Origin of the sequence: Helicobacter heilmannii, from assembly GCF_001283065.1 — a bacterium.
Lineage (GTDB): Bacteria > Campylobacterota > Campylobacteria > Campylobacterales > Helicobacteraceae > Helicobacter > Helicobacter heilmannii.
Window position 1 is genome coordinate 245017 of record NZ_CDMK01000001.1, and the last position, 24384, is coordinate 269400.

A 24384-nucleotide genomic window follows, 5' to 3' on the forward strand; every position below is an offset into this window, starting at 1 on the left:
GCCCCCTTAAGAAAACATGCTAACATGCCCGCTATGCAGACTTTAACATTAGGCATTTTATTTAGTGGCACTGGCTCAAATATGCAAAATCTCATCGAGAAGTTACACCAAAAAGTCTTTTTACAACAAAACACGCCCCTAAAATTAGAAGTGGTGTTAGAAGTAGTGCTGTGTGCCACAAACAACCCAAGGGCAGGAGGGATTGATCACTGTCAAAAGCTCAACATGCCCTTTATTGTCGGCACAGAAGACGATTTTATTCCTGCCTTTAGGGGCTGCGCCCTGCTCCTTTGTGCCGGTTATAATAAAATCCTAAGCCCTGTGTTTCTTGCCCACTACAAAGCCCTAAATATCCACCCCTCTTTACTGCCAAAGCACAAGGGGGCAAGGGCCCTAGAAAGGAGTTTTAATAGCCAAAGTGCTCTCGGTGTGAGTGTGCATTGGGTGAGTGATGAGCTAGATAGTGGAGATCTCATTTTACAAGAGCGTTTGAGCTTAAACCCGCAAGAGAGTCTAGAGAGTTATGAAAAAAGGCTGCATGCCCTAGAGCATCGACTCTACCCACAAGCGGTGTTAAAAGCCCTAAAGTTACGCCCCTATGCATGATTTGTTTATCTTAGTCGCCATCACACCCCTGATTGTGATTGCCCCCTACACGAGCCGTGTGCTGAAAATGCCCGTGGCGGTGCTGGAGATCATTTTAGGCGCGTTGGGGGTTTACTTTGGGCTGTTAACACCCAATGAGAGTTTTAGTGCGCTGGCTGAGGTGGGGTTTTTGTTCTTGATGTTTTTATGCGGTATGGAGGTGGATTTGTATGTGTTCAAACAAATGGAGCGCCCCCTACTGCAAAAAATCCTAAGTTATTTTGGCATGATCTATGCCTTAGCCAGCACCATCACCCTAAGCTGCCATCTGCCCGCTCTTTACATCATTGCCCTACCCATTGTGAGCTTGGGGATGATCATGACTTTAGTGCGCGACTATGGTAAGGACAAGCCGTGGCTCTCTTTGGTGCTGAAAGTGGGGGTGCTAGGCGAACTTACTAGCATCATTTTACTGGTGGTTGTGGATGGAATTTACTTGCACGGACTTGGGGCAGATCTAGCAAAGGCTTTGGGGATTTTACTCGCTTTCTTGCTTATCACGGCGCGTCTAGTGCGTACCTTCAGGGTCTTGTTTTGGTGGTTTCCAAGACTAAAAGCCTTCATCATGCCAAGCAACGAGGCGAATCAAGACATGCGTTTTGCGCTCATGCTCTTTTTTCTTTTGGTGGGGATTGTAGCGTGGCTGAAGCTAGAGCTGGTCCTAGGGGCATTTTTAGCCGGCACGCTCATTTCGACCTTTTTCCCCCACAAGCATGAACTCTTTGACAAGCTCAACGACATCGGCTTTGGTTTTTTTGTACCTTTATTTTTTATCCATGTCGGCTCGACCTTGGATCTGCGCTTGATCTTGGTGCATCCCGAATTCATCACCCACGCCATCCTAGTCGTTGCGGGCATGGCAAGTTTGCACCTTATAAGTAGCTTCATCGTGTTTAAAGGAGAGCTAAAAAGCGTAAAAAACACCGCTATGTTTGCCATGAGCGCATCCATGCCCTTAACCTTCTTGGTTACTACGGCGAGCGTAGGACTAAGAGTAGGAGCAATTAACGAAGAGACCTACTACGCGTTTTTGTTAGCGGCGGTGATCGAGGGGATGCTCTTCACCACCTCGATCAAGGCCTTGCAAAAACCCCCCGTTAAAAGAAACTAGAAGGTGTAAAGGTAGCGCACATACACGGAGTAATCGCGCTTCAAGCTGTAGTAATACCCATTGGTATTTGCGCTCTTAGAGGGGAAGAAGGGGTTGACCAACATGGGGATTTTCACACCCAACTCTAGCCCATTGTGTTTGTAGATGTTGGTCCTAAAGCCGAAGTTCAACCACACATTGAAGTTGCCATGGTGGGGTAAACCAGAAAGGTTGGCACTGGGGTCCTTAGCCAAAATGGCATCCTTCCAAGCATGCAAGGTGGCGGCGTTGACCTGCCACGCGTTTCCACCGATAGCAAAGCCTCCGAACACACCCACATTGACATTTTTGCGGTCAATGAAGTTGCCCATAATGTCCGCACCGATCCCGTAGGCGACCATACTCAAGCGGACATTTTGGTTATAACCCACAAGGCTGTACTGAGGACCTAGGTCGCTAAAACCATAGTCTAAAAAGCCATAGTAGCGCACACCCAACCATTTGGTTCTAGCATGGGGAAGCTTAAAGAAGAACTTTTGCCCGATCAAAACTCCAAAACCGTTCATCGCCGCTTGGCCGTATTTGGCATGCCAGCTGATGTTTGTGCCTTGCCAGTTCTTATAATCGGGACCTGTACCGGGAGGGTAGCTCATCCCATCTATGGTTTGGTTGTAAACATTGGTGTTCATCCTCCCTTGCCCGATCTGGTAACCTGCCCCGACAAAAACCCCATTCTCTTCGGCTGCTAAACTCCCCACCACCCCAAGGGCTAAGGGCACACCCAGTAGAAACTTTCTCATCATAATCCTTTAAAGTTCATCATAAATAGTGAAAATAGACCGCAATCATAGCATGTTTCATCTCATAAAACAAGAAATTTATATTTTTTTATTGCACGCCCCTCCTAGAATTTAAGTATAATAGCCCGCTATCTTACCAAAAAAGAGTTATATTTGCCAGACAGCATTAAAATCTACGGGGCCAAAGAGAACAATTTAAAAAATATTAACCTAGAAATCCCCAAAAACCAATTCATCGTTTTCACAGGACTTAGCGGTTCGGGCAAGTCCACGCTCGCCTTCGACACGCTCTATGCCGAGGGGCAACGGCGCTATTTAGAGTCGCTCTCCAGCTACGCCAGACAATTCTTAGACAAGGTGGGTAAACCGGCGGTGGATAAAATCGAGGGGCTGATCCCCGCCATCGCGATCGATCAAAAAACAACTTCCAAAAACCCCCGCTCCACGGTGGGTACGACCACAGAGATTTACGACTATCTGCGCCTGCTATTTGCCCGCGTGGGGCGGCAACACTGCCACCTGTGTGGCGCACCCATCGCCTCCATGCAGCCTAGCGACATCATTGCCCAAGTCTTGCAAGAGTGCGCAGGGTGTAAGGTGTTGATCCTAGCCCCCCTCGTAGATAACAAAAAAGGGCATTTCAACGACATTTTGCAGGGCTTGCGCCAAAAGGGCTTTGTGCGTGCGCAAATTGACGGGGTTTTAACCCGCCTTGATGAGCCTTTGGAGTTGGCTAAGAATAAAAAACATAGCATTAAAGTCGTGGCTGACCGGCTTGAAGTGAGTGCACAAAACCAAGCAAGGCTTGCCAGTGCGCTAGAGCGGGCACTCTCTGAAGGCTATGGGCGGGTGGAGGTGTTGGACTTAGACACGAACCAAATCCGCCACTACAGCGAACATTTGGCCTGCTTTGCTTGTAAAGTAAGCTTTGAGCCTTTAGAGCCCGTGAGTTTTTCGTTTAACTCGCCTAAGGGAGCGTGCCCTGAGTGTGCGGGGCTTGGGGCAAAAGTGAGTTTAGATGCCCAAAAAATCTTAGACCCCAATGCGCCCACCAACCACATTAAAAAGGCGTTTTTTTGGAATCATAACTATTACAGCGCGCTCTTTGACGGCTTTTGTGTGGCCCATCAGATCGACCCCAATGTGTGCTTTAAGGATTTGAGTACGCTCCAGCAAGAGGCGTTATTGTATGGTAATGGGACAGAAATCAGCTTTTCATGGCGTAAGAGTGATTTAAAACGCCCTTGGAGTGGAGTGATCCAAATCGCCTACGATATTTTTAAAGACACACGCGATCTCAACCAATATATGAGTGAAAAGCCATGCCCGAGTTGCAAGGGCCAGCGCCTCAACCCAAAATCCTTAGCGGTGCAAGTGGCCGGGCTTAGCATTTCCAATTTGATTGACATGCCCATAAGTGCCGTGTACGCTTTTTTCCAAGACCCTAAGCACTTTGCCTATTTAAGCCCCCAAGAGCAGTACATCGCCGCCCCGATTTTAAAAGAAATCAGCGAGAGGCTGTTTTTCTTGGTGGATGTGGGCTTGGGCTATCTCACTTTGGGGCGGGATGCGAGGACTTTAAGCGGGGGCGAAAGTCAGCGCATAAGAATTGCTAGCCAAATTGGTAGCGGGCTTACTGGGGTGTTGTATGTGCTCGATGAGCCCAGCATTGGATTACACGAGCGCGACACGGCCAAACTCATAAGAACCCTCAAGAATTTACAACAAAAGGGCAACACCTTGATCGTGGTCGAGCACGATAAAGAGACGATCAAACAAGCTGATTTCATCGTGGATATTGGCCCCAAGGCAGGCAAGCACGGGGGGCAGGTTGTTTTTAGCGGCAGCATAGACAAGCTCTTGCAAAGCAAACACCCCACGGCTTTATATCTACAAGGGCTAAAGAACATCACAAGGGACAAATACCCCCCGCCTAAAAGCCCGCCTTGTTTGCACTTAAAGGGCGTTTCTATCCACAACATTAAAAACTTGCAGGTGAAAATCCCGCTCAAACAATTTGTGTGTGTTACAGGGGTGAGCGGGAGCGGAAAAAGCTCTCTCATTTTACAAACCCTGTTGCCCATCGCCCAAGAGAAGCTAAACCACGCCAAAAAGAGCGGGGGCGGGGTGGGGGTGGTGCAGGGCTTGGAGCATTTGGATAAGGTGATTTATTTAGACCAAGCCCCCATAGGCAAGACACCAAGGAGCAACCCCGCCACCTACACGGGCGTGATGGACGACATTCGAGAGTTGTTCGCCCAAAGCAAGGATGCGAAGGTGCTCGGATACAGCGCGAGCCGCTTTAGCTTCAATGTGCGGGGGGGCAGATGTGAGAAGTGCCATGGGGAGGGGGAGATTAAAATTGAAATGCACTTTTTGCCCGATGTGCTGGTGCAGTGTGGCAGCTGCAAGGGCAGCAAGTACAACGAGCAGACTTTGGCAGTGAAAATCAAGGGCAAATCCATTGCCGATGTGCTGCACATGAGCGTGGAGGAGGCGTTGGAGTTTTTCTCTAAAATCCCTAAAATCGCCACCAAATTGCAGACTTTAAGTGCCGTGGGGCTGGGCTACATCACGCTCGGGCAAAACGCCACGACTTTAAGCGGGGGGGAGGCGCAGCGCATTAAACTCGCCAAGGAGCTTGGCCGCAAAGACACAGGCAAGACTTTATATATTTTAGATGAGCCCACCACGGGGCTGCACTTTGAAGACATCCAGCTTTTGCTCAATGTCTTGCATTCGTTGGTGGTGCTCGGCAATTCCATGATTGTGATCGAACATAATTTAGACATCATCAAAAACGCGGATTATGTCATCGACATGGGGCCTGAGGGGGGCAGCGGCGGGGGGCAGGTGGTCGCGGTTGGCAGCCCCTCCACTTTAGCCAAGAACCACGCCAAGACGGGCAGTTGCACGGGCAAATACCTCGCCCTAGAGTTGGGGTAATCTTTAGCCTGTGGATTTTATGCTAGATTTGATAAACTTGAAACTCCTCTTAGAGGGACTTTAAGCACATATGTGGATGGATAAAATTTTTATTTACCAAAGTAAACAAAAGTTTTGGTATAGTCTGCGACATGAAAGCCAAGGGGCTAGGCGAGGGTCTAGCCCTAGAGAGTTTTCAAATTTACGGAAGGAGAGTGTTATGAGCAGCAACAGTAGCAACAGCAGCAACAGCAGGAACAGCAGCAACAGCAATAACAGCAACAGCAGCAACCGCAACAATAGTAATAACAGCAACAATAGCAACAATAGCAACAACCAAGACTAAGTTGTTCTTGCGCCTCTCCCCTTACGGGGGAGGGGAGATTCCAACCTCTTAGAGTTTTTATCGAATGTCTAGGAAGGTTAGGGTCATCGGAGGTCCAAATTTCGAAGAATTTGACCGTAATCTAAACGCCAGTTTTTTTTGTGAGCGTCTGTGTTTTTAATAAAGTGCAGGGTTTTTAAAAATTTTAGTTAACTATGAAAACAAATTCCCTCTACGACTAAAGAACTAAGACAAGCTTTTAAACGCTCATGCTCAGCAAAAGCACAAGTCCCTGTCACCCTGCTAAACCCCCAAAAAACCTAAGTCCGAGAGGTCTAAAGCAAGTTCAGCACTAGCATTTTGACACACTCCCCATAACTAAAGTTAGGGGATTCTAACTTGAGTGGAGATCGCGGCTTCAAGCCAGCTTCATTTGGAGTCTTATTTCCCTATTTAAAAGGTTAATGTCTCAACCCCAAGGGTATACCCCTTAATTGCAAAACGGATCAATGCTAGCCTTAATCCATCTAGCCAAAGCTAGGGGCTTTAGGGCGCGAGTGGCAACCAAAGTGTTGATCTTGCGCCCTTTGGTATGAATGGAGAGCCTATAAAGGTGAGCGGCTTACAAGCCAAGTAGGCCTAACACCGCTTGTTTGTAGCGTTGCGCACTCTTTTCATTCTTGCCCTCAAAGCGCGTTACAAGCGTGGGGGTGGTGTTGCTCGCCCTAACAAGCGCAAAGCCGTCTTTAAAAACCACCCGAACCCCGTCAATGTCGATCAAATCCACGATGGGGGGGAAGTGGGGCGGTAATTGCCTCTTTAAACTCACTTTGAGTTTGTCAATGATTTTAAACTTCTCCTCTTCTTTGACGGCGATTTTTTCTTCAGGGGTTTTGTAGGAGTAGGGCAGGGTTTTTAAACTCGCCTCTAGGGCTATGGGGGTTTGCTCCAAAAATAACTCTAAGAGGCGCAAGCAGGCGTAAAGCGCGTCGTCATAACCAAAATAGCGGTCGTTGAAGAACAAATGCCCGCTCATCTCAGCAGCAAAGTGGGCGTTTGTTTCCTTGAGCTTGACTTTTAAATTGCTGTGCCCCGTTTTATACATAATAGCCTGTCCGATTGTATTAATGGCATTGTACATGACCTGCGAACATTTAACCTCGCCAATTACCAAAGGCTTAATACCCTTTTTAGCTAGGTTTTTGGCAAATAAAATCGCTAATTCATCGCCCGCATAGATATGATCAGGGGTCAACAACGCCACCCGATCCGCATCTCCGTCAAAGGCAATACCAATGGGGATTTGGTGCACTTGCATGTGTACTTGCAGGTCTTTTAAATTCTTCGCCTCGCTAGGGTCGGGGTGGTGATTGGGGAAAGTCCCATCAGGGTTAGGATATAGGCTGTCAAACTTAATGTTGAGTGCCCTTAGCACGGGCTCTAAACCGATTGCTCCCACTCCATTGCCAAAATCCAGCGCAATTTTATAGGGGAAATCTTTTAAATGGGCGAAGGCGTGGGTTAAATAGGCGTGGTAGGCCTCTTTAGCGTTCAGGGGGTGGGCGGGGGTGCTCTTGGGGGTAAAAGGCGTGGGGGCGTTTAGCATGGTGTCTTTTAGCTCTTGGATCGCCTGCCCGTAAAAGGGCTTTTGGTCTATGGTGATTTTAAAGCCATTGTACTCGGGGGGGTTGTGTGAGCCGGTGATCATGATCGAGTGGGGGGTGTGGGTGTTCTTAATGGCATTGAAGGTGGCAAAGTAAGCCACAGGAGTGGGGATAAGCCCCATGTCATAGACTTCGACAAAATTTTCAAGCCCGCTTTTAAGCCACGCAAATAAATTAGGCGAGTGGGTGCGGGCATCGTAGCCTAAAGCCACTTTAGGACAGGTTTTTGCCATGATTTTGCCCAGCTCTAGCCCAATTTGGCGCACGCAAGGCTCGTTTAAGTTCTTGTTGAAAATCCCTCTAATGTCATATTCCCTAAAAATGCTCGGATCTAAGTGCATGGCTATCCTCACTCGTAAATGTAGGCGTGGGTCCAAGGGATGGTGTTGTCCACGCTGTTGGTTAAGAGCAGTTGGTAGAGATCCACACTGCCCACACGAAAGGCGGAAGCGCAACTGTTTAAATAAAGCGACCACATGCGGATAAAGCGGGCATCGTACATTTGGGAGATTTGCTCTTGTTTGCTACAGAAGTTTTTATACCACAAGTCTAGGGTTTTGGCGTAGTGCAGGCGCAAACTCTCGCCAAGTACCAAATGAAAATCGCTCTCGCTTGCGATAGAAATCACCTCACGCAAGGAGGGCAGATAGCCCCCGGGGAAGATATATTTATCGATCCACGCATTGGTGGTGCCCTCAAAGCAACATAAAATGGAGTGCAACAAGAACATACCCCCCACTTTCAGCACTTCTTTGACTTTCTTAAAGTAAAAGGGTAGGTTTGCCTTGCCGACATGTTCGAACATGCCCACACTCACCACCTTATCAAAGCGGTAATGCAAGCCGTCCAAATCTTGGTAGTTCAACAACTTAATGCTAACTCTATCATCTAGCCCCAAATCCTTCACTCTTTGGCTCGCCTGCTTAAACTGCTCTTCTGAAATGGTGATCCCCATCACTTCTACATTATACTCTTGCGCTGCTCTAATGGAGAGATAGCCCCACCCACAACCAATGTCAAGGAGTTTTTCGCCTGGTTTTAAGTCAAGCTTTTTTAGGGTGTGGTCGAGCTTTTGCAGTTGGGCTTGGTGCAGAGTGTCGCTCTCTTTTTTAAAGTAGGCACAAGAGTAGCTTAAGGTTTCATCCAGCCATAGGGAGTAAAAGTCGTTGCCTAAGTCATAATGGCTTTGGATATTGGTTTTTTCTTTGTCAGGGGGTTGGAGGGGCGTGGCGTTGTCGTGTTTGTGTAGGTGTTCATAATTGGTCTGCAAATACAGCACCCGCATCACCGCGTCCATCGAGCCCTCAATGTCGATCAGTCTGTCCATATAGGCTTCAGCAATGGTTAAGGACATGTCCTTTTTAATGTCGCTCATTTTTAGAGGGCGGTTGATTTTTATAGTGAATTGCGGTGTTTTGGTACCGTTTTGATAAACTTCCTTGTCCCAAAACACCACGCGGTAGTCCCCATTTTGCCATTTTTTAAACATGGACTTGAGAAGAAATTTAGAGAGCATTTTTAAAACCTTATACCCGTACTTCAAGAAATCTGCTAAAGCACTAAAGCGTGTAAAGTCGCCATTTTAAACTAATTTCATTTAAAAATCCTTAGTGCTGAGGAGGGCTAAAAGTTTGCATTAACTATTTTTAGGTTAGAATCAGCTACCGGTTTTTAGAGCCGGTCGGTAAAAAATTGTAAAAAAGGGAGTTTATGAAGACAAAAACACTTGACTTGCTAAAACAGCTCCAAGCCGATAGCATCGTATTGTTCATGAAGTTACACAATTTCCATTGGAATGTAAAAGGGCATGACTTCCATGTCGTGCATAAATTCACGCAAGCCGTGTATGAAGAGTTTGCCGACATGTTTGATGACTTGGCCGAAAGGGTGGTGCAATTAGGGCATGTCCCCGTCGTGACACTTGCTGAGGCATTAAAAGTTGCCCACATTAAGGAGGAGAGCAAGCACAGCTTCCACTCTAAAGAAATCTTTGAGGCAATTTTGCACGATTACGAGCATTTGGAAAAGCACTTTAGCCAACTCTCGGAGTTTGCTGATGAAGCGGGCGATAAGATTACTGCCGCCTACGCCGATGAACAGCTCGCCAAATTGCAAAAATCTGTGTGGATGCTCAAGGCCAGCCTCGCCTAATGGAACAGGATTTGGAGGTTTTGGAGGGTGACCCCCTTGCCAAATGGGGAGAAATCCTGCTACACGCTAGTCCCAAGCGTTCTTTGGAAGAATTAGAGCGGTTTTTGGAGTGGCGGGCTTTGGGTATGCTCTTTTTGGAACAAGAGGGCTTGGAGGACAAGTTTGAAACCTTGTTAAAACAGCTCAAATTTGACCCTGCTTTGCAAGAAAAAGTACATGCTAGAAAAATAGATTTAGCCGTGCAATCCATGACGGCTGTCCTAAGCGGGCATGAGTAGGGGGCTTTGGCTCGTGTTGCTCTTAGCCCCTATGTTGTTTACTAAACCTTTGGAGCGCACCCTCGCACTTAAAAAAGATGAAACTTTTAGCGGGAAATTGCGCCTAGGTAAGATTAAAAAGCCCTTAAGTTTGCGTTGGACCTTGTTTAAAGACCACGGGTTGGTGGTGCATTTAAACATCAACCGCTTCCCCTATCAATTCATTTTATATAAAGATTTTCGGCGCAACAGCTTTAGGGCGGACATTTTCAAAGAGAGCAGTGTGACGCAAGAGAGTAGCAGCAATTACGAACACCCCTATTTTTTAATCACCTTTAAAGACTTCAACGCCCAAGAGGGTACAGCCACGCTCAAGGTGAAGGCATCCCCAAACTTGACATGGATTGAGCCCTAATGTTAGAGCGCATACAAGAAAAAATCGGGTTGTATTTAAAGGAAGTGGATAGTCCACAGACCCTACACATGGCACAAAGTCTAGGCATGGGCAAAATGCTAAGAAGCCGTTTAATCTTGGCCATCTGCGCCAGGCACCCGCAGCTGGTGGATTTTTGCGCCATCATAGAAATGATCCAAACCGCCTCTTTGCTCCACGATGATGTCATTGACAACGCCACTACAAGGCGCGGGCACGAGTCGTTAAACCACGCCTTTGGCAACACTAATGCCATCATGCTTGGTGATATTTTCTACTCCAAAGCCTTTTTGGTTTTAGCTAACTTTGCCAAACCTATCATAGAGGTGGTTGCCCAAAGCGTGGTGGCCCTCTCTAGGGGTGAAATTAAAGACACCCAAATGGCTGAGGCGTTTAACCCCAGCCAAGATTTTTACATAGACATGGTTGCCGACAAAAGCGCAGCCCTGATTGCCGCAAGCAGTGGAGGGGCGGCTTTGTTAGCGGGCTTGGACTTTGAGAAGTACACCACCTTTGGGCGTAACTTTGGCATCGCCTTTCAAATCATTGACGACTTACTCGACATCACCCAGTCTAAAGAGGTGCTGGGCAAGCCCGCCTTCAGCGACTTTAAAGAGGGTAAGAGCACCCTGCCCTACATCCTTCTGCACCAATGCCTAAGCCCTGTAGAGCAGGGTATTTTAAAGGGGTATTTTAAAAGTCCCAAAGAAGAGGCAAGGCTGTGGTGCAGCGAAAAATTTAAAGAACATAATATCATCCAAGCCACACTTCAAGAAGCCAAAGGCTACACCCAAAAAGCCCTAGAGGCGATTAGGGGCGAGAACAACCAAGCCCTGGAGGCGATGGCTTTACGGGTTTTAGAAAGACAATTTTAGGGGGCTAGAGTGGATTCGTATTACAGCGTTCTCAGTTTCACGCACAAACGGCTATCCATTGAGTTGCGCGAGCAGTTAGCCTTTAAGGACAACGCCACCCTGTTGCGCTTTTTGCAAGATTTGAAGCACCGCTACCCCAGCTTAAAAGAAATCATCGGGCTTTGCACCTGTAACCGGGTGGAGTTTTATTGTTACGGCACGCTGGAGAGCACTGCACTTTTAGAGGCACTCACGCACGCCAAGAGCCTACCTCTAGCCCTCTTGCAAGAAAAGAGCATGCACTATACCCATACGGAGGCGGTGTATCACAGCTTTAGCGTGGCGAGCAGTTTAGATAGCCTCGTGGTGGGCGAAACACAAATCACGGGGCAGCTCAAAGAGGCGTATAAGGCGTGTTTTGAGGCAAAACTCTGCGGCAAGCATTTAAGCCGCTTGGTGCATTTTGCCTTTAAATGTGCGGGGCGGGTAAGGAGCGTTACGGCCATCTCTTCGCAAGTTGTGTCCATCGCGTCTATGGCGGTTAAGCAGGCTTTAGAGGTGCTAGAGAGTGAAAATCTACCCAAAAAGGCGGTGGTGGTGGGTGTGGGGCAAATGGGGCAACTTGTGTGTAAGCACCTGCTTTCTAAAGGCTTTGAAGTGCTTTTATGTAACCGCCATTTAGAAAATGTCCAAAATTTTATAACCACCTTAAACGAGCCCAACATCCACATGGATAGCCTAGAGAATTTAAAGGAACACATCAATAGCCACCCCTTTTGTTTTAGTGCAACCCACTCCCCAAACCCCTTAATCACCCCCGACATGCTAGAACAAACTCCCTTTAGGCGCTTTTGGTTTGATTTGGCCGTACCAAGAGATATACAAGACCCCAGAGACCCGAACATTTGGCTTTATAGCGTGGACGACTTGAAAGGAGTCATCACCGACAATTTAGAAAAACGGCAAAAGGACACTAACAAAGCGCACGCCCTCATCGCCGAGGAGGTAGCGCAATTCTTTGCGTGGCTGCAGACCTTGGAGCTAGACCCGCTCATCAAGGGGCTTAGAGAACAGGCCAAACAAGCTTCTCTAAGAGAGCTGAATAAAGCGGTGAAAAAGGGCTACATCCCCCAAGAGCTGCAAGACAATGTCGCCAAAATCCTGCACAACGCCTTCAACACCTTTTTACACCAACCCACCGCCACTTTAAAGAAAAACGCCCACAAGGAAGAGGGCGACATGCTAGGCGAGGCACTAAAAACCCTTTTTAGCCTAGGGGGCGACCCGCTGTTCTTAAACGCTTATCGTTGCGAACACTCCAAAGGACTTTAATGCGTTACTCCAAACTCTTTGTGCCCACTTTAAAAGAACCCCCCAGGGACGCAGTGCTCAAAAGCCACCAATTTTTAGTGCAAGCCGGCTACATCCAACAAATAGGCAGCGGAGTGTATAGCTTTTTGCCCTTGGGGCAGAGAGTGTTGCAAAAAATTATCAAGATTATAGATGAAGTCATGCAAGCGCATGGGGCGCAAAGCTGTTTGTTTAACTTGGTAACCCCGGCTGTTTTATGGCAAGAGAGCGGGCGTTTTAGCAAATATGGCAAGGAGCTTTTGGCCTTTAAAGATCGCAAGGACAACGATTTTGTGCTCGGCCCTACACACGAGGAAGTGGCGGTTGCCATCGCCAAAGCCCACATCAAAAGCTATAAACAACTCCCCCTGCACCTTTACCAAATCCACACCAAATTTAGAGATGAGATCCGTCCCCGCTTTGGGCTCATGCGCGCTAGAGAGTTTATTATGAAGGACGGCTACAGTTTCCACGCTAACAGTGCCGACTTGGATAGAGAGTTTACCAACATGCAAGAGGCGTACAGCGAGATTTTTAGGCGGCTAGGGCTTAGAGTGCGCTCGGTAGAGGCGGACAGCGGGGCGATTGGGGGCAATAAGAGCAAAGAGTTTGTGCTACTAGCCCCCTGTGGAGAGGACACTTTAGTGGCCTGCGTAAATTGCACCTATGTAGCTAATGTGGAGGTGGCTAAAAGGGCTAAGAGGAAGGAGCCGGACAATGTCCCCAAGGCCACCTTTGCCAAGTTCCCCACCCCAAACACCCCCAACATTGAGGCACTGAGCGCGTATTTAAAAGTTGAGCCCTTTTTTATTTTAAAGGCCGTGGTAAAAAAAGTTTCCTTAGAAAATAACGAGAGCCAACTTGCCGTGTTTTTCGTGCGTGGCGATGACAGCCTAGAGGAAACCAAAGCCATAAACGCCTGCAAAAGCCAAGTGCCTGCCTTGAGTTTAGAGGACATAGAGGAAGGAGAGTTGCAAAAATACGGGCTCTTTGCCGGTTACATCGGGCCCTATGGGCTTAAACACCTTGTGCCAAATGCTTTAGTGTTCTTTGACACGGACTTGTATGAGGCGGATAGTTTGGTGTGCGGGGCTAATGAAGAGGGGATGCATTTTGTGGGTGTGGATTTATCCACCTTCAGCGGACTCGATTATAAAGACATCGCCACGGCCAAATCAGGGCAGGCATGCGCTCTGTGTGGCGGAGTGCTCGAACACCACAAGAGCATAGAGGTGGGGCATATTTTTAAACTCGGGGACAAATACTCTAAAAGTTTGGGGGCGCAGTTTTTAGACCAAGAGGGGCGGGCGGGTTGCTTTGAAATGGGTTGCTATGGGATCGGGGTGAGTCGCCTGCTCGCCGCTATTTTGGAGCAAAATGCTGATGAAAAGGGCTGTGTGTGGAGCGAGGCTGTCGCCCCCTTTAAGGTGGTGTTGATTGTGGCGAACACGAAAGACAGCACACTAAATACCCTAGGCGAGGAGTTATACACCGCCCTTTTAGATGCCCATGTCGAAGTGCTCTTAGACGATAGGGCTGAACGCTTTGGGGCAAAAATGGCGGATTTTGAGCTGATTGGTTGTACTTATGCGCTCATTGTGGGCAACAAGGCCAAAGAGGGGGTGTTTGAACTTGTAAAAAGACAAGGTTTGAGCAAGCTTGAGATGACAAAACAAGATGTCCTAGACTTCTTTAAAGGCGTGTAGTGCCCTTTGTATTCCTGCTTGGACTTGGTTACTTGGCCTTTGAAATTTATTTAGTGGTGCAGGTGGTGGACCGCTTTGGGGTTTTCGCCTTTTTGTTTGAAGTAGCGGCAAGTGCTCTCTTGGGGGGCATGGTGCTCTTAAGAAGCCCGTTTCATAACCTAAGCGAGCTTGTTAATGAGCGGTTAAACCCCTTATCGTGGGCACAGGGGATGTTTTTGCGCTCTGTGGGCGGGGTGTTGCTACTCTTACCCGGGGTGCTGTGCGACATTTTCGGCTTGCTCTTGCTCTTGGTGGCGAGTGTGCGCAAGAAAGAGTCCTTGCAAGACCCCAATGAACCCGAAATCATAGATGTGGAAGTGAGCGATAAGAAGAAATGAAGGAATTGGTGATCGGCAGTCGGGGTAGCCAGTTAGCCCTGTGGCAAGCCCGCCACATACAAACACAATTAGACAATTTGGGTTTAAAAAGCCGCATTGAGGTTGTCAAAACCAAGGGGGATAAAATCTTAGATGTCCCCCTAGCCAAAATCGGGGGCAAGGGGCTTTTCACCAAAGAGCTTGAAGAGCTCTTATTGGTGGGGGCACTGGATTTAGCCGTGCATTCACTTAAAGATGTCCCTGTTGATTTGACCCCCCCTTTAGCCCTAGCCTGTGTGAGCAAAAGAGCGGATTCTAGAGATTGCTTTTTAAGTGTGCATTACCCCTCTTTGGAGGATTTGCCCCTAGGCGCAAAGGTGGGCACGACTTCCCTGCGCCGCTGCATGCAACTCAAACGCCTGCGCCCCGATTTAGACACCTTGAGCCTTAGGGGCAATATCCAAACCCGCTTACAACGCCTGCAAGAGGGGGCGTTTGATGCGATCATTCTAGCCTATGCGGGGGTGGAGCGGCTGCAAATCCAGATGCCCTACTGTGTACCCTTAAGCTTTAAACAAATGCTCCCGTGCATGGGGCAGGGAGCACTGGGCGTAGAAATGTGTAGCGACCATCCGCTCTTTGCCACCATCACACAATTAAATGACCCGAGGAGCGCGTTTTTATGCGGGCTGGAGAGGATTTTTATTACTAAACTCAATGGGGGTTGTCAAGTGCCACTGGGTGTGCATGCATCCTTGAAGGGGGATGTGCTAGACATGCGCGCTGTTGTGGGGGATGTGGATGCAAGCCATGTTGTGGAGGAGCGGGTGAGCGGGCATGTACAAGAGGCGGATGAACTCTTGCAGCTGCTCTTAGAGTGCTTTATAGAAAAGGGCGCGCTGGAGATTTTAGAGCGCATCAGCCTTTAGGCTTATTGGCTAAGAAGATATCCACTTCCTTAGCCATGCCCATTAAAAGCAAAATGTCCCCCTCGACTAGGAGCGTGCCCATAGAGATTTGGTAATCCCACTGCGCCCCGTGTTTTAGAGCTACCACCTTTAAATCCGCCTTAAAGATATCTAAGAAATCTTGCAACGACCTTTGGGCGTGTTCGGAGGTGATGAGAAAACGTACAAGGCGCATATGCGTGGTGATCTCTATGATGTCTAGATGAGTGTTGAGGCTAAGTCCGCGTACAAGCCGTTTAGCCGCATCTCTTTCGGGGTAAATCACCCGATCCGTGCCGATTTTTGAGAGGATTTTGCCATGGATGAGTGTAGAGGCCTTGGCGATGACCTCCTTAACCCCGCTCTCTTTGAGTGCCATCACAGTTAAAATGGAAGCCTCTACACTTTGCCCGATGCTCACAATCGCGATGTCCACTTCGCTGATGCCTGTTTCTTTAAGGGCTATGCTGTCGGTGGTGTCTAAAATAAATAAATTATCGCATAGGCTTTTAAAGAGCTTCACCCGTTCCTCATTGACATCGACGGCAATGATCTGCTCCCCATTGTCAATCAAACCTCGTGCGACATGTGCCCCAAATTTACCTAAACCTAAAACCGCGTACATTTTCATAAAACCACCTCTTCTTCAGGGTAGTGCACATGGCGCGTCTTGCTCTTGCCCACCAAAGCCAAACTAAAGACCAGCACCCCCACCCGCCCCATGAACATTAAAAGCATTAAATACAACTTGCCAAAGCTACTAAACTTTGCCACCAAAGAGAGATCACCCCCATTGCCTGTGCTCACGCCTACCGTGCCGAATGCCGAACAAATCTCAAAGAACAAATGCAAGAAGAATTTATTTTGGTGGTCTTCAGTCGCGCTTAAAAGCATGGCAGAAATGACAATGTAAAACAAAGCAACAATGAAAATCAAAAAGGATTTTTTCACCGTACTTTGGGGGATGGTACGCTTAAAGAGCACGACTTCTTGTCCCTTTAGGGCGTGGTAGGCGTAGGCCAAAAGGATGGTTAAGGTGGTGATTTTAATCCCCCCCGCTGTGCTGCCCGGTGCCGCGCCAATCACCATCAACAAAGATGAGAAAAACAGGCTCTCATCGTGCAAATTTGTCATGTCTATAGTGTTAAAGCCCGCTGTGCGTAAATTGACTGAGAGAAAAAACGCTGCCATCACTTTGGCCCATGTACTCAAACTCCCTATGCTCTTAGGGTTGTCCCATTCAAAGAGCAACACCACCGCCACGCCAAGGACCAAACAACCCAATGTCGCCCACAGCACAATACGCGTGTGCACACTTAAGCGGGTATTTTTACGGTAGTTAGCACACTCGCTAAGGACTAAAAAACCCAGCCCCCCCAGAATGATGAGGGCACAAACAACAAAGTTGATCGGGGCGTTTTGTTGGTAATCCATCAAATTAGAGGCAAAAATGCTAAAGCCGGCGTTGTTAAAGGCAGAAATGGAGTGAAACAGCCCCGCCCAAAGGGCTTGTTTGAAGGGCAAGCGCATAGCAAAACACGCGCTTAAAAGCAGTACTCCAACGCCTTCAATCGCTAGAGTGAAAAGCAGGATTTGTTTGAGGTATAAAAGCACACCCTGCATGCTAGGGTAATCTAGCGACTCTTTAAGCATCAAACGCCCCTGAAAGTCCATTTTCTTACCCAGGAGCAAGAACAACAAGCCCGCCAGCCCCATGTAGCCAAATCCACCAGCCTGTATGAGCCCTAAAAGCACCGCTTGCCCATAGTGGGTAAAATCCGTTGCCGGGTTTGCCGTGATGAGACCGGTTAGACACACCGCGGAGGTGGCGGTGAAAAACAAGTCCAAAAAGGCGATGGGCTTGGTGTGCATGGGGCCTAAATCCAGCACAAGTGCCCCTACGAGAGCTAAAAGTGCATAGCTACCCACGATCATACCAAAGACTTTACGCAAGTGCCCACCGCCTATGCTAGCTGTAAAGCTGTAACTAGAAATAAATCATTATAGCACAGTGGGATTGGTTTGTTGCCATATTACTGTGTAAAATTAATACAAAGTTGATTTTTTATGCTAGAATGAGAGCCATTAGACGGCACGGCCTTGAGAGTTGAGCCACCGCTTGAGTCTCGGGGTTTATCCCTTGGGTTTGGGGGGGCTTGCTGGCGAGCACAAGGCCCGCAAACCCCCATCTGCGCTCACTCTCTGCTTGTCCTAAATCCAACAGCAAGGAGTTCCTATGCGCTTACAATCCGTAATATTCTTGCCTTTCCTGATCGCTCCAGTACTTCTAGCTGAGAACAACGGAGTCTATGGGGAAGTGGGGTTTCAGTACTCCAACATGACAAAGGCATCTAAGGAGGGGCAACAAATGCTCACAACTCCCCTGCAACAAAGAAATCCTTTAAAAGGCATTGTGGCAACAAAGCCCATCTTGGTACCTCCGCAGCCGAATAAATGACCCGCTTTATATGTGGCACATGATCCAACGAAGGTAAGGGGATTTGATGAGGAGACCCACTTTTATTAAAAAAACGAAACCACTCTTCAGAAAATGCGCCAAGTGCGCCTGCCCGCTAGGCCTTTTCTTAGCCAGCACCTTTCTGTGTCCTCTAAAAGCCGAACCTATGCCTTCTAGGGTACAGGCACAAGTGGGCTTTGGCATGTTTTTAAGCACTACTGAAAGTGCGCAAAGCATCACCAAGGCTCTTTTGGGGAACCTACAAGGGGGTGTGGACCAGATCCTGCAAGATTTACAAACGCTGGGGATCAATTTCGGAAGTGCCAGCAGTGCCGTGGAGGGTCTGGGTCAAGCCCTATCACAAGTGGGAAGTAGCGTGCCCCAAGTTCCAAACAGCCTCAATGGAGGTCTACAAACAGTGCAGATAGGACAGGACTTTAGGCAAGCATTCCAAGCACTCCAAGACTACCCCAATACTCTCAAAGCCCTGCAAGGTGCTTTGCAAAATGCCCTAAGCAACCCCTCTAAAGCTCTAGACCCCACAGCGTCCCTACAAAATCTGCAACAAAATCTTAAGCAACCCCTAGATAACATCAACAACATTTTACAGCCCACCACAAAAAGCCTATTGGCTACAGAGCACGAGCTGGAGCAAAACTCCAATAACCTTACACAAAAATTAAACACCTTGAAGGGTTTGTTTCCCACAGGGGGCGCGTGGACCAACACAACCATCACCAAGAGCGTGGACAACATCCTAAAGGCTCTAAATGCCCTCGCTACCGACGCGAGCCAATCTACCCCAACCCTCCACCCAAGCCAGCAAGCGCAACAAGATTTAGCCAAAGCACTGGGGGATTTAAATGCGCTTAAGGGTGTTGCAGACACGCTATGGGGCATCAATAGTGCTGGTGCCCCAGACCTTGCCCAAACCCTTGCCACGGGCATCACCACCACGCTAAAAAAAATGATCAGCGATTACCAAGATGCCCAAAGTGCCCTAAAACAAGCACAAAACACCGCAGCACAAGCAACGGGCCAAGTGGCACTTTTAAAACAAGTGGGCGGCATTGTGGCAAATTTAAAAAATTTACAAGGGTTGGAGGCAGAGGCTAACAATGTCGCCAAAGAAGCGCAAAGCATCAACGGGGTTTTACAAGAATACACCAAGCAATACGACCGCTACAGCTCCACCTTCAAGGGGATCGGCACTAGCATCCAAAACATTAGCCAAGAAATCACCCAGGCCTACAACTACGCATACCCAACGGGAAAAACCAAGGAGGGCGATTTGGCCCTTTGCGCCTCAACCAGTGCTTGTTTGAACGGTGCCATCAAGGCTCTTGAGAGCGTTATCAACAGTCCAACAAACCGAAGAGATGTCGCGGGTTTACAAACCATCTCTCAAAACTTACGAACCAACACAAGCTTAACGGGTTTTAATGCCAATGATGTAGGTAAAACCCTCACTAAACTTATTGGCAACCTAACTTCTCTACAAAATATCAGCACCGCCCTAAGGGACATGCAAACCATTAACACCTCCGGCAACACCGCCACAAGCTTAGATTTAAAAAACACCATCCAAGCCATAGAAGGCGTTCAAGATGTCTTGCATACGATCAATGCTCAAAAAGGTGCAGATACGATTCAAACGCAGATCAACTCCCTAGACCAACCCGATGGTGCTTTGAACCAATCGGCAAACACTTATGATCATATAATGATTTTTTTAGAAACATTATTGTTACCAGTCAAAAGTGCACTAAAGAACGGGTCAGAGAACGCTCTTGGATTCCTTGCTGAGATGATGCCGCTAGCAGTTGTACAGGTTCAGCAGGCCTACATCCAATACCAACACGCTCAAACCGCCATCCAAACCGCTTGTGCGGACACAAACTTCTTCATCCACCTACCCGTTGCCATCAGCAACGCTCTGAACACCACCACGCAAGACCTACAAAACTTCATCAAAACCCTCACAGACCAAGACATCACCCAAACCCTGCAACAAGCCAATGCCAATGCTCTCGTGCACACAGCGCAACAAAATTATAAAAACGCCACCGACACCCTAGCAAATGCAGCAAATAATTACGGCACCATTACCCGCTACCTCCTCCCAATGGCCCAGGGCGACACCACCGCCAGCCAACAAGAATTTGCTAAGGCTCAAGCACTCATCAAAGAGATCGAACAGGCCCTTACCGGCTACCAAAATGCTCTAAAAACCCCACCACACCCCCCGCCCCCACCAGCCAACCCTCCACACACCGCGCACGAAAAAAACCCCGCAACCAACCCAAACAAAATCGCAGGCGGGCATCAGCCTTTAGGCTCCGACCATCAAGACGGCAACAAGACCAGCCCAAACAACCCCGCTTACACCCCACTGCCCACCATTGGCGGCCCTAGCAACAGCAACAACCCCTTGCAAATCCTCTCCGACCCCACAGACCCCATGAACCAGCGCGAAAACGCGTGGGCACTCTATGTCCAAACCCAAAACCACATCATGGAGAGCATCCAAACAGAGCTTGAAGCCCAGGCCAAAGCCCAGGGCATGGACCTTGCCCAAACCTTAGTGAACCTCATGGCGGGCATGCAACAAAGCGTGGGACAAAATTTAGGACAGAACCAAGAAAACTACATCAGTGCAGCCCTCATCGAGCACTACAACCACTTTTATAATGCAGTGCTCGACAACCCCAACATCAGTTTTTATGTAGTGCAAGAGAGCTTGAACAACCTCATCACAGAGGTGGCCAATGTCCGCCAAAATTTGTTCAATGACCTCAACCCAGATACCCCCATTGTGGGCGTGAAACTGCCCCCAAAAGTGGCCACGCTACTAAGCAAGAGCAACTTCAACTTACCCAAGCTCAACCTTGCAGTGGACGCTTTGCCCGTGGCTAAGAGCATGGGGGCAACCATCCAAGAGCTTAATGTCTTGCTCGCCTATCTCAACACCACCAAAGCTGACTTAAAGCAATACTTAAGCACCGCACACCAACCCAGTGCCACCGCGCCTAAATTCGCCACCCAAAACCTCTTGCAAAGCCAAACAGGCAACATGTACGGCGTGGATGCGCAAATCGGGTACAAACAATTCTTTGGCAAGGAAAGACGCTGGGGGTTGCGCTACTATGGGACCTTTAGCTACCAGCATGGCACTTTTTATCTAGACGACAAGCAGGCGGTGGATAATTTCACCTATGGGGCAGGTGTGGACGCGCTCTATAACTTCTATGAGAGCAAGGACGGTAAACACACCTCGGGCGTGTTCTTGGGCTTGATGCTTACCGGCTCGACTTGGCTAGCCAAGGGAGCGAGCAATTATAAAGCCTACATGGTCGATTTAAACACGCATGGCGGGCATGCACAGATGAACACGACCTATTTTCAAATCCCCATCAATGTGGGCTTTAGAGCCAATGTTACCAAGCACCAAGGCTTTGAAATCGGTCTACGCATCCCCTTAAGCACGAACTACTACTTCAAGGGTACAAGCATCGATGGCAATAGCCTCGATGTTACCTACAAGCGCAATATCTCGGTGTTCTTCAACTATGTCTACAGCTTTTAGCCTTTTTAGCTAGCTTGGGGGGTTCTTGGGGGGTTGTTACACATATTTCCCTTTTTTGATTTTTATCTTGTGTGGGTCAAACCCTCTTGACTCTCTCTCGTTAAGATAGCCCTATATTTCATTTTTGCAAAGGAGTCTACATGTTTATCCAAGATTAAACACAGAACAACAAGTGTTCTTGTATTTGACACAAATTACACAAAATGCGCCACGCTTTTAGAGTTGGTGCAGACGGTGGCATGAGAATGAAAAGGAACCAGTTCAAAGATTGGGTGGTGAAAAACTCCATGCTCTATAAAGGAGCGGCAAAGAAGCGGCCAAGTTGTTGGAAGATTAGGGGTGCTATACCAAGGTTTTAAAAAGCAATGGTGATAACCGTCGGGGTCGTTGTGGGGACTGTGGATGTGGCGCAGCAGTTACCACCGCATCGTATGCAGGGGATTTGGCTACAAGTGCCACCAACCATCTGATCCGCGACAAAGTGGGCGAACTTGCGGCGGTGTGGTGTGGCACTACGGGGGCTTGGAGCATACGGGCATTTATATGGGCACAACCAAATCGTCCACTGGAGCAAAATGGCCATGTTGAAAAATGTAATCTAAAAGCGTTTTTGCAAGGGGGTGGGGATTTAGCCTTGAGCATTTATGTTTCCAGGGCACAAGAACCCATCGGGTCCTTTAAGTGTCGCAGCGCGTAAATGCGCAAGTCGGGTATGGCATGGATGAGAGAGGCTCATATGACCCCTTAGTCAACAACAGCCATAGATTTACAATCGAGTGTTTGTAGGGGGTAAGTGGCGATGGTCTACCACAAAACCTAGTGTTATAAAGCAGTGTGTATTTTTCGAAGCTGCTAAAACCCCACTTTTTTGGAAACTGCCTTCCTTGCAAGGCTAGGGGTGCAGTGCTTGGTTCCCCAGCCCAATCTTGCATTGGATTTCTGTGGACCTTTTAAGTGTTTTTCAGTTTAAGGCAATCCACAAATTTCGTCCCTCCTTGCAAACTCTTGCATTACACGATCGCCCAACAGTAAGGGCAGAGTTTTACGCGTAGCGTGGATACAACCCCCCGCCCAGTCCGCCACCACCTACGCTTAAAGAACAGTAAGGCTTAACTCTGCCAAACACGCCAGTTGCTAAAAACACCTTACAATATTCTATAAGGGTCTTTCACCAAGAGCTCTTCTTGGCATTCTTGTCCCTAGTGGGTGTTAAAGAATTCTTGGATAGCCTTAGGGTCTGTGGTTTTGAGTAGGGCTAGTTGCAAGAGTATTCGGGCTTTTTGAGGGTTTAAATCCCCGGCACGCACGAAGCGATAATGTGCATCGTCCACTTCGCCAAGTTGCACACCCCCACTACCCACCCGGCTCGAGCGCACCACCACCACACCCCGTTTAACCGCCTGCGCCATCGCCTCTAAGAGTGTGTGGCTCGCATTGCCATTACCCATACCCGCCACCACTACGCCCTGCACGCCCGCCTGCAAAGCTGCCTTCAAGAGAAAATCCTCACAATCCACATGGGTGTAAATGACTGCCACCTGGGGTAGGGGCTTTATGGGTTCGCTTAAGGCCAGTTGGCTTTGCAAGGTGTGCTTTGTTATGGGCTTGGCGTGAAAAGACACTTGGCCATAGTAGACATGCCCGATGGGCCCCGCATCGGGAGCTTTAAACGCATCTAAGTGGCTAGTGTGCGTTTTGCTGGCATGGCGTGCGCTGTAAATGTTTTCATCCATCGCCACCAAAACTCCAAGCCCTGCACTCTCAGGGTGGGTACACACGGCTAGGGCATTGTGCAGGTTCATGGGCCCATCGGGGCTGATGCTCGTAGAGTTACGCATCGCCCCCGTGAATACAATGGGCTTATGGGTTTGTGCACTTAAATGCAAGAAGTACGCACTCTCTTCCATCGTGTCTGTGCCATGCGTGATGGTAAAGCCCTTGATGTCCTCCCTTGCGCTTAAAGTGTGGATGTACTCTAAAAGTTTAAGCCAAATAGCTGAATCCATATCCTGTGAGCCGACATTGGCCACCTGCACGCTCTCTATTTCTATGCCCCTGGGCACAATGCCCTTTAATAAATCGCCCACGCCCACTTGTCCGCTGACATACGCCCCCCCCTCTCCTGTGCCCGCAATTGTTCCTCCTGTCGCTAAAACCATGATTTTATCCACGAAAACCCCTTTTTCAGAGCATTGTAACGCTTTAAATTTAATGGTGTTTAACCGCTAAGAGATTTCTAAGAATTTTTGGGCGGCTTTGAGTTGGCGCATTTGTACACCTAAAGTACGCTGCTCTGCTTGTAGCCGTTCGATGGTAGTGGCGATGAGGGTTTTTGCGCTCTGCAAAACCTCTAAATCAGTGCAAGGTTCGCTTAAGAAAGGGCAAGTCTCGATCAACAAGGACGCGCGCTCTAGATTGTTCTCCAAGAGCGCGATTTTCAGATCATCGACCCAATTCATTGGGGTGTATCTCTCTCCAAGCCTCTAAGAGTCCACGCGCCACACGCATGATGAGATCAATTTTTGTACTGTCATTATCCACATTGGCTTGGGTGAGTAGTTTGATTTGGTGGGTATAAAGCCCGGTGAGATACACAGCGACCTCCCCACCCCGCTCGTAGTCTAAGATATTGAGCAACTCGGTAAAGATGTCGGTCACCTTGTTGATATAGGTGATTTTCCTTTCAATATCCTCCGCCTCCATGTGCCGTTTGGCTTGGGCAGCAAATTTTAAAATCCCCTCATAGAGCATTTCAATGAGCTTTGCGGGCGATTCTACGGTTACGGCGTTTTGTTGATACAGGTTATAGGCACTGGCTTTAAACATTCTTTCCCTTT

At 48.4% G+C, this 24384-nt stretch carries 22 protein-coding genes; 14 read left to right on the plus strand and 8 right to left on the minus strand.

Going from position 1 to position 24384, the window contains the following annotated elements:
• The first annotated feature begins 33 nt into the window (after nucleotides 1-33).
• Nucleotides 34-606, plus strand: a complete 573-nt coding sequence (locus AOG36_RS01270) for a formyltransferase family protein (RefSeq protein ID WP_231622483.1) — start codon at nucleotides 34-36, stop codon at nucleotides 604-606.
• Nucleotides 599-1756 (plus strand): cation:proton antiporter, encoded by a 1158-nt coding sequence (locus AOG36_RS01275; protein WP_053825376.1) that lies wholly within the window; start codon nucleotides 599-601, stop codon nucleotides 1754-1756. Before AOG36_RS01270 ends, AOG36_RS01275 begins: the two co-directional genes overlap by 8 nt.
• On the opposite strand, the gene AOG36_RS01280 is transcribed toward AOG36_RS01275, so the two are convergent.
• On the minus strand, nucleotides 1753-2535 hold the full coding sequence (locus AOG36_RS01280) for an outer membrane protein (protein WP_015105939.1): 783 nt from the start codon (nucleotides 2533-2535) through the stop codon (nucleotides 1753-1755). The genes AOG36_RS01275 and AOG36_RS01280 overlap by 4 nt on opposite strands.
• 120 nt (nucleotides 2536-2655) lie before the next feature.
• Here AOG36_RS01280 and uvrA point away from each other — a divergent pair, with 120 nt between their 5' ends.
• Complete coding sequence (gene uvrA, locus AOG36_RS01285) at nucleotides 2656-5481, plus strand: excinuclease ABC subunit UvrA (RefSeq protein ID WP_370696093.1); 2826 nt, start codon at nucleotides 2656-2658, stop codon at nucleotides 5479-5481.
• Between the two features lie 199 nt (nucleotides 5482-5680).
• A complete protein-coding gene (locus AOG36_RS09205; protein ID WP_015105941.1) occupies nucleotides 5681-5806 on the plus strand; it encodes a hypothetical protein in 126 nt (41 codons plus the stop codon).
• 601 nt (nucleotides 5807-6407) lie between these two features.
• Here AOG36_RS09205 and AOG36_RS01290 read toward each other — a convergent pair.
• Together AOG36_RS01290 and AOG36_RS01295 are read right to left on the minus strand one after the other, a co-directional pair.
• On the minus strand, nucleotides 6408-7790 hold the full coding sequence (locus AOG36_RS01290; protein ID WP_015105942.1) for a phosphomannomutase/phosphoglucomutase: 1383 nt from the start codon (nucleotides 7788-7790) through the stop codon (nucleotides 6408-6410).
• 8 nt (nucleotides 7791-7798) lie between these two features.
• Nucleotides 7799-8965 (minus strand): class I SAM-dependent methyltransferase, encoded by a 1167-nt coding sequence (locus AOG36_RS01295; protein ID WP_015105943.1) that lies wholly within the window; start codon nucleotides 8963-8965, stop codon nucleotides 7799-7801.
• A 194-nt stretch (nucleotides 8966-9159) separates the two neighbouring features.
• Between AOG36_RS01295 and AOG36_RS01300 the strand changes: the two genes are divergently transcribed.
• Genes AOG36_RS01300 through hemC form a run of 8 tightly spaced genes read left to right on the plus strand, consistent with a single transcriptional unit; the run spans nucleotide 9160 to nucleotide 15485 of the window.
• Nucleotides 9160-9600 carry a Dps family protein gene (locus AOG36_RS01300; RefSeq protein WP_015105944.1) on the plus strand — a complete coding sequence of 147 codons (441 nt, stop codon included), beginning with the start codon at nucleotides 9160-9162 and terminating at the stop codon, nucleotides 9598-9600.
• A complete protein-coding gene (locus AOG36_RS01305; protein ID WP_015105945.1) occupies nucleotides 9600-9878 on the plus strand; it encodes a DUF2018 family protein in 279 nt (92 codons plus the stop codon). Before AOG36_RS01300 ends, AOG36_RS01305 begins: the two co-directional genes overlap by 1 nt.
• Complete coding sequence (locus tag AOG36_RS01310; RefSeq protein WP_053825378.1) at nucleotides 9871-10272, plus strand: hypothetical protein; 402 nt, start codon at nucleotides 9871-9873, stop codon at nucleotides 10270-10272. Before AOG36_RS01305 ends, AOG36_RS01310 begins: the two co-directional genes overlap by 8 nt.
• The gene (locus AOG36_RS01315) at nucleotides 10272-11165 is read left to right on the plus strand and encodes a polyprenyl synthetase family protein (protein ID WP_015105947.1); all 894 of its coding nucleotides are present in this window, start codon (nucleotides 10272-10274) and stop codon (nucleotides 11163-11165) included. Before AOG36_RS01310 ends, AOG36_RS01315 begins: the two co-directional genes overlap by 1 nt.
• A 9-nt stretch (nucleotides 11166-11174) precedes the next feature.
• Nucleotides 11175-12476, plus strand: a complete 1302-nt coding sequence (hemA, locus tag AOG36_RS01320) for a glutamyl-tRNA reductase (RefSeq protein ID WP_015105948.1) — start codon at nucleotides 11175-11177, stop codon at nucleotides 12474-12476.
• On the plus strand, nucleotides 12476-14200 hold the full coding sequence (locus AOG36_RS01325; protein WP_015105949.1) for a proline--tRNA ligase: 1725 nt from the start codon (nucleotides 12476-12478) through the stop codon (nucleotides 14198-14200). Before hemA ends, AOG36_RS01325 begins: the two co-directional genes overlap by 1 nt.
• Complete coding sequence (locus AOG36_RS01330) at nucleotides 14200-14577, plus strand: FxsA family protein (RefSeq protein WP_015105950.1); 378 nt, start codon at nucleotides 14200-14202, stop codon at nucleotides 14575-14577. The genes AOG36_RS01325 and AOG36_RS01330 overlap by 1 nt, the downstream gene beginning before the upstream one ends.
• Nucleotides 14574-15485, plus strand: coding sequence for a hydroxymethylbilane synthase (gene hemC / locus AOG36_RS01335; RefSeq protein WP_053825379.1), 912 nt, complete (start codon nucleotides 14574-14576; stop codon nucleotides 15483-15485). Before AOG36_RS01330 ends, hemC begins: the two co-directional genes overlap by 4 nt.
• Here the strand turns inward: hemC and AOG36_RS01340 are convergent.
• Both AOG36_RS01340 and AOG36_RS01345 read right to left on the minus strand, forming a co-directional pair.
• Nucleotides 15475-16134, minus strand: coding sequence for a potassium channel family protein (locus tag AOG36_RS01340; protein ID WP_015105952.1), 660 nt, complete (start codon nucleotides 16132-16134; stop codon nucleotides 15475-15477). The genes hemC and AOG36_RS01340 overlap by 11 nt on opposite strands.
• Entirely contained in the window at nucleotides 16131-17456 is a 1326-nt protein-coding gene (locus AOG36_RS01345; RefSeq protein ID WP_015105953.1) for a TrkH family potassium uptake protein, read from the minus strand. Before AOG36_RS01345 ends, AOG36_RS01340 begins: the two co-directional genes overlap by 4 nt.
• A gap of 283 nt (nucleotides 17457-17739) precedes the next feature.
• Here AOG36_RS01345 and AOG36_RS01350 point away from each other — a divergent pair, with 283 nt between their 5' ends.
• Both AOG36_RS01350 and AOG36_RS08900 read left to right on the plus strand, forming a co-directional pair.
• Nucleotides 17740-17961, plus strand: a complete 222-nt coding sequence (locus AOG36_RS01350) for a hypothetical protein (protein ID WP_015105955.1) — start codon at nucleotides 17740-17742, stop codon at nucleotides 17959-17961.
• A 166-nt stretch (nucleotides 17962-18127) separates the two neighbouring features.
• Nucleotides 18128-21547: an outer membrane protein gene (locus AOG36_RS08900; RefSeq protein WP_238374871.1), complete on the plus strand. Its 3420-nt coding sequence runs from the start codon at nucleotides 18128-18130 to the stop codon at nucleotides 21545-21547.
• 1199 nt (nucleotides 21548-22746) lie between these two features.
• On the opposite strand, the gene AOG36_RS01365 is transcribed toward AOG36_RS08900, so the two are convergent.
• The 3 genes from AOG36_RS01365 to fliS form a co-directional block, all read right to left on the minus strand.
• Nucleotides 22747-23706: an asparaginase gene (locus tag AOG36_RS01365; RefSeq protein WP_173380402.1), complete on the minus strand. Its 960-nt coding sequence runs from the start codon at nucleotides 23704-23706 to the stop codon at nucleotides 22747-22749.
• 66 nt (nucleotides 23707-23772) lie between these two features.
• Nucleotides 23773-24006 carry a hypothetical protein gene (locus AOG36_RS01370; RefSeq protein ID WP_015105961.1) on the minus strand — a complete coding sequence of 78 codons (234 nt, stop codon included), beginning with the start codon at nucleotides 24004-24006 and terminating at the stop codon, nucleotides 23773-23775.
• Nucleotides 23990-24373 (minus strand): flagellar export chaperone FliS, encoded by a 384-nt coding sequence (gene fliS, locus AOG36_RS01375; protein WP_015105962.1) that lies wholly within the window; start codon nucleotides 24371-24373, stop codon nucleotides 23990-23992. The genes AOG36_RS01370 and fliS overlap by 17 nt, the downstream gene beginning before the upstream one ends.
• Nucleotides 24374-24384: the final 11 nt, after the last annotated feature.

What these genes read in the sequence shown, in the direction of transcription:
- AOG36_RS01270 (WP_231622483.1), top strand. Translation starts at nt 34, where the DNA reads ATGCAGACTTTAACATTAGGCATTTTATTTAGTGGCACTGGCTCAAAT.
- AOG36_RS01275 (WP_053825376.1), top strand. Translation starts at nt 599, where the DNA reads ATGCATGATTTGTTTATCTTAGTCGCCATCACACCCCTGATTGTGATT.
- AOG36_RS01280 (WP_015105939.1), bottom strand. Translation starts at nt 2,535, where the DNA reads ATGAGAAAGTTTCTACTGGGTGTGCCCTTAGCCCTTGGGGTGGTGGGG.
- AOG36_RS09205 (WP_015105941.1), top strand. Translation starts at nt 5,681, where the DNA reads ATGAGCAGCAACAGTAGCAACAGCAGCAACAGCAGGAACAGCAGCAAC.
- AOG36_RS01290 (WP_015105942.1), bottom strand. Translation starts at nt 7,790, where the DNA reads ATGCACTTAGATCCGAGCATTTTTAGGGAATATGACATTAGAGGGATT.
- AOG36_RS01295 (WP_015105943.1), bottom strand. Translation starts at nt 8,965, where the DNA reads ATGCTCTCTAAATTTCTTCTCAAGTCCATGTTTAAAAAATGGCAAAAT.
- AOG36_RS01300 (WP_015105944.1), top strand. Translation starts at nt 9,160, where the DNA reads ATGAAGACAAAAACACTTGACTTGCTAAAACAGCTCCAAGCCGATAGC.
- AOG36_RS01305 (WP_015105945.1), top strand. Translation starts at nt 9,600, where the DNA reads ATGGAACAGGATTTGGAGGTTTTGGAGGGTGACCCCCTTGCCAAATGG.
- AOG36_RS01310 (WP_053825378.1), top strand. Translation starts at nt 9,871, where the DNA reads ATGAGTAGGGGGCTTTGGCTCGTGTTGCTCTTAGCCCCTATGTTGTTT.
- AOG36_RS01315 (WP_015105947.1), top strand. Translation starts at nt 10,272, where the DNA reads ATGTTAGAGCGCATACAAGAAAAAATCGGGTTGTATTTAAAGGAAGTG.
- AOG36_RS01325 (WP_015105949.1), top strand. Translation starts at nt 12,476, where the DNA reads ATGCGTTACTCCAAACTCTTTGTGCCCACTTTAAAAGAACCCCCCAGG.
- hemC (WP_053825379.1), top strand. Translation starts at nt 14,574, where the DNA reads ATGAAGGAATTGGTGATCGGCAGTCGGGGTAGCCAGTTAGCCCTGTGG.
- AOG36_RS01340 (WP_015105952.1), bottom strand. Translation starts at nt 16,134, where the DNA reads ATGAAAATGTACGCGGTTTTAGGTTTAGGTAAATTTGGGGCACATGTC.
- AOG36_RS01350 (WP_015105955.1), top strand. Translation starts at nt 17,740, where the DNA reads ATGCGCTTACAATCCGTAATATTCTTGCCTTTCCTGATCGCTCCAGTA.
- AOG36_RS08900 (WP_238374871.1), top strand. Translation starts at nt 18,128, where the DNA reads ATGCCTTCTAGGGTACAGGCACAAGTGGGCTTTGGCATGTTTTTAAGC.
- AOG36_RS01365 (WP_173380402.1), bottom strand. Translation starts at nt 23,706, where the DNA reads ATGGTTTTAGCGACAGGAGGAACAATTGCGGGCACAGGAGAGGGGGGG.
- AOG36_RS01370 (WP_015105961.1), bottom strand. Translation starts at nt 24,006, where the DNA reads ATGAATTGGGTCGATGATCTGAAAATCGCGCTCTTGGAGAACAATCTA.
- fliS (WP_015105962.1), bottom strand. Translation starts at nt 24,373, where the DNA reads ATGTTTAAAGCCAGTGCCTATAACCTGTATCAACAAAACGCCGTAACC.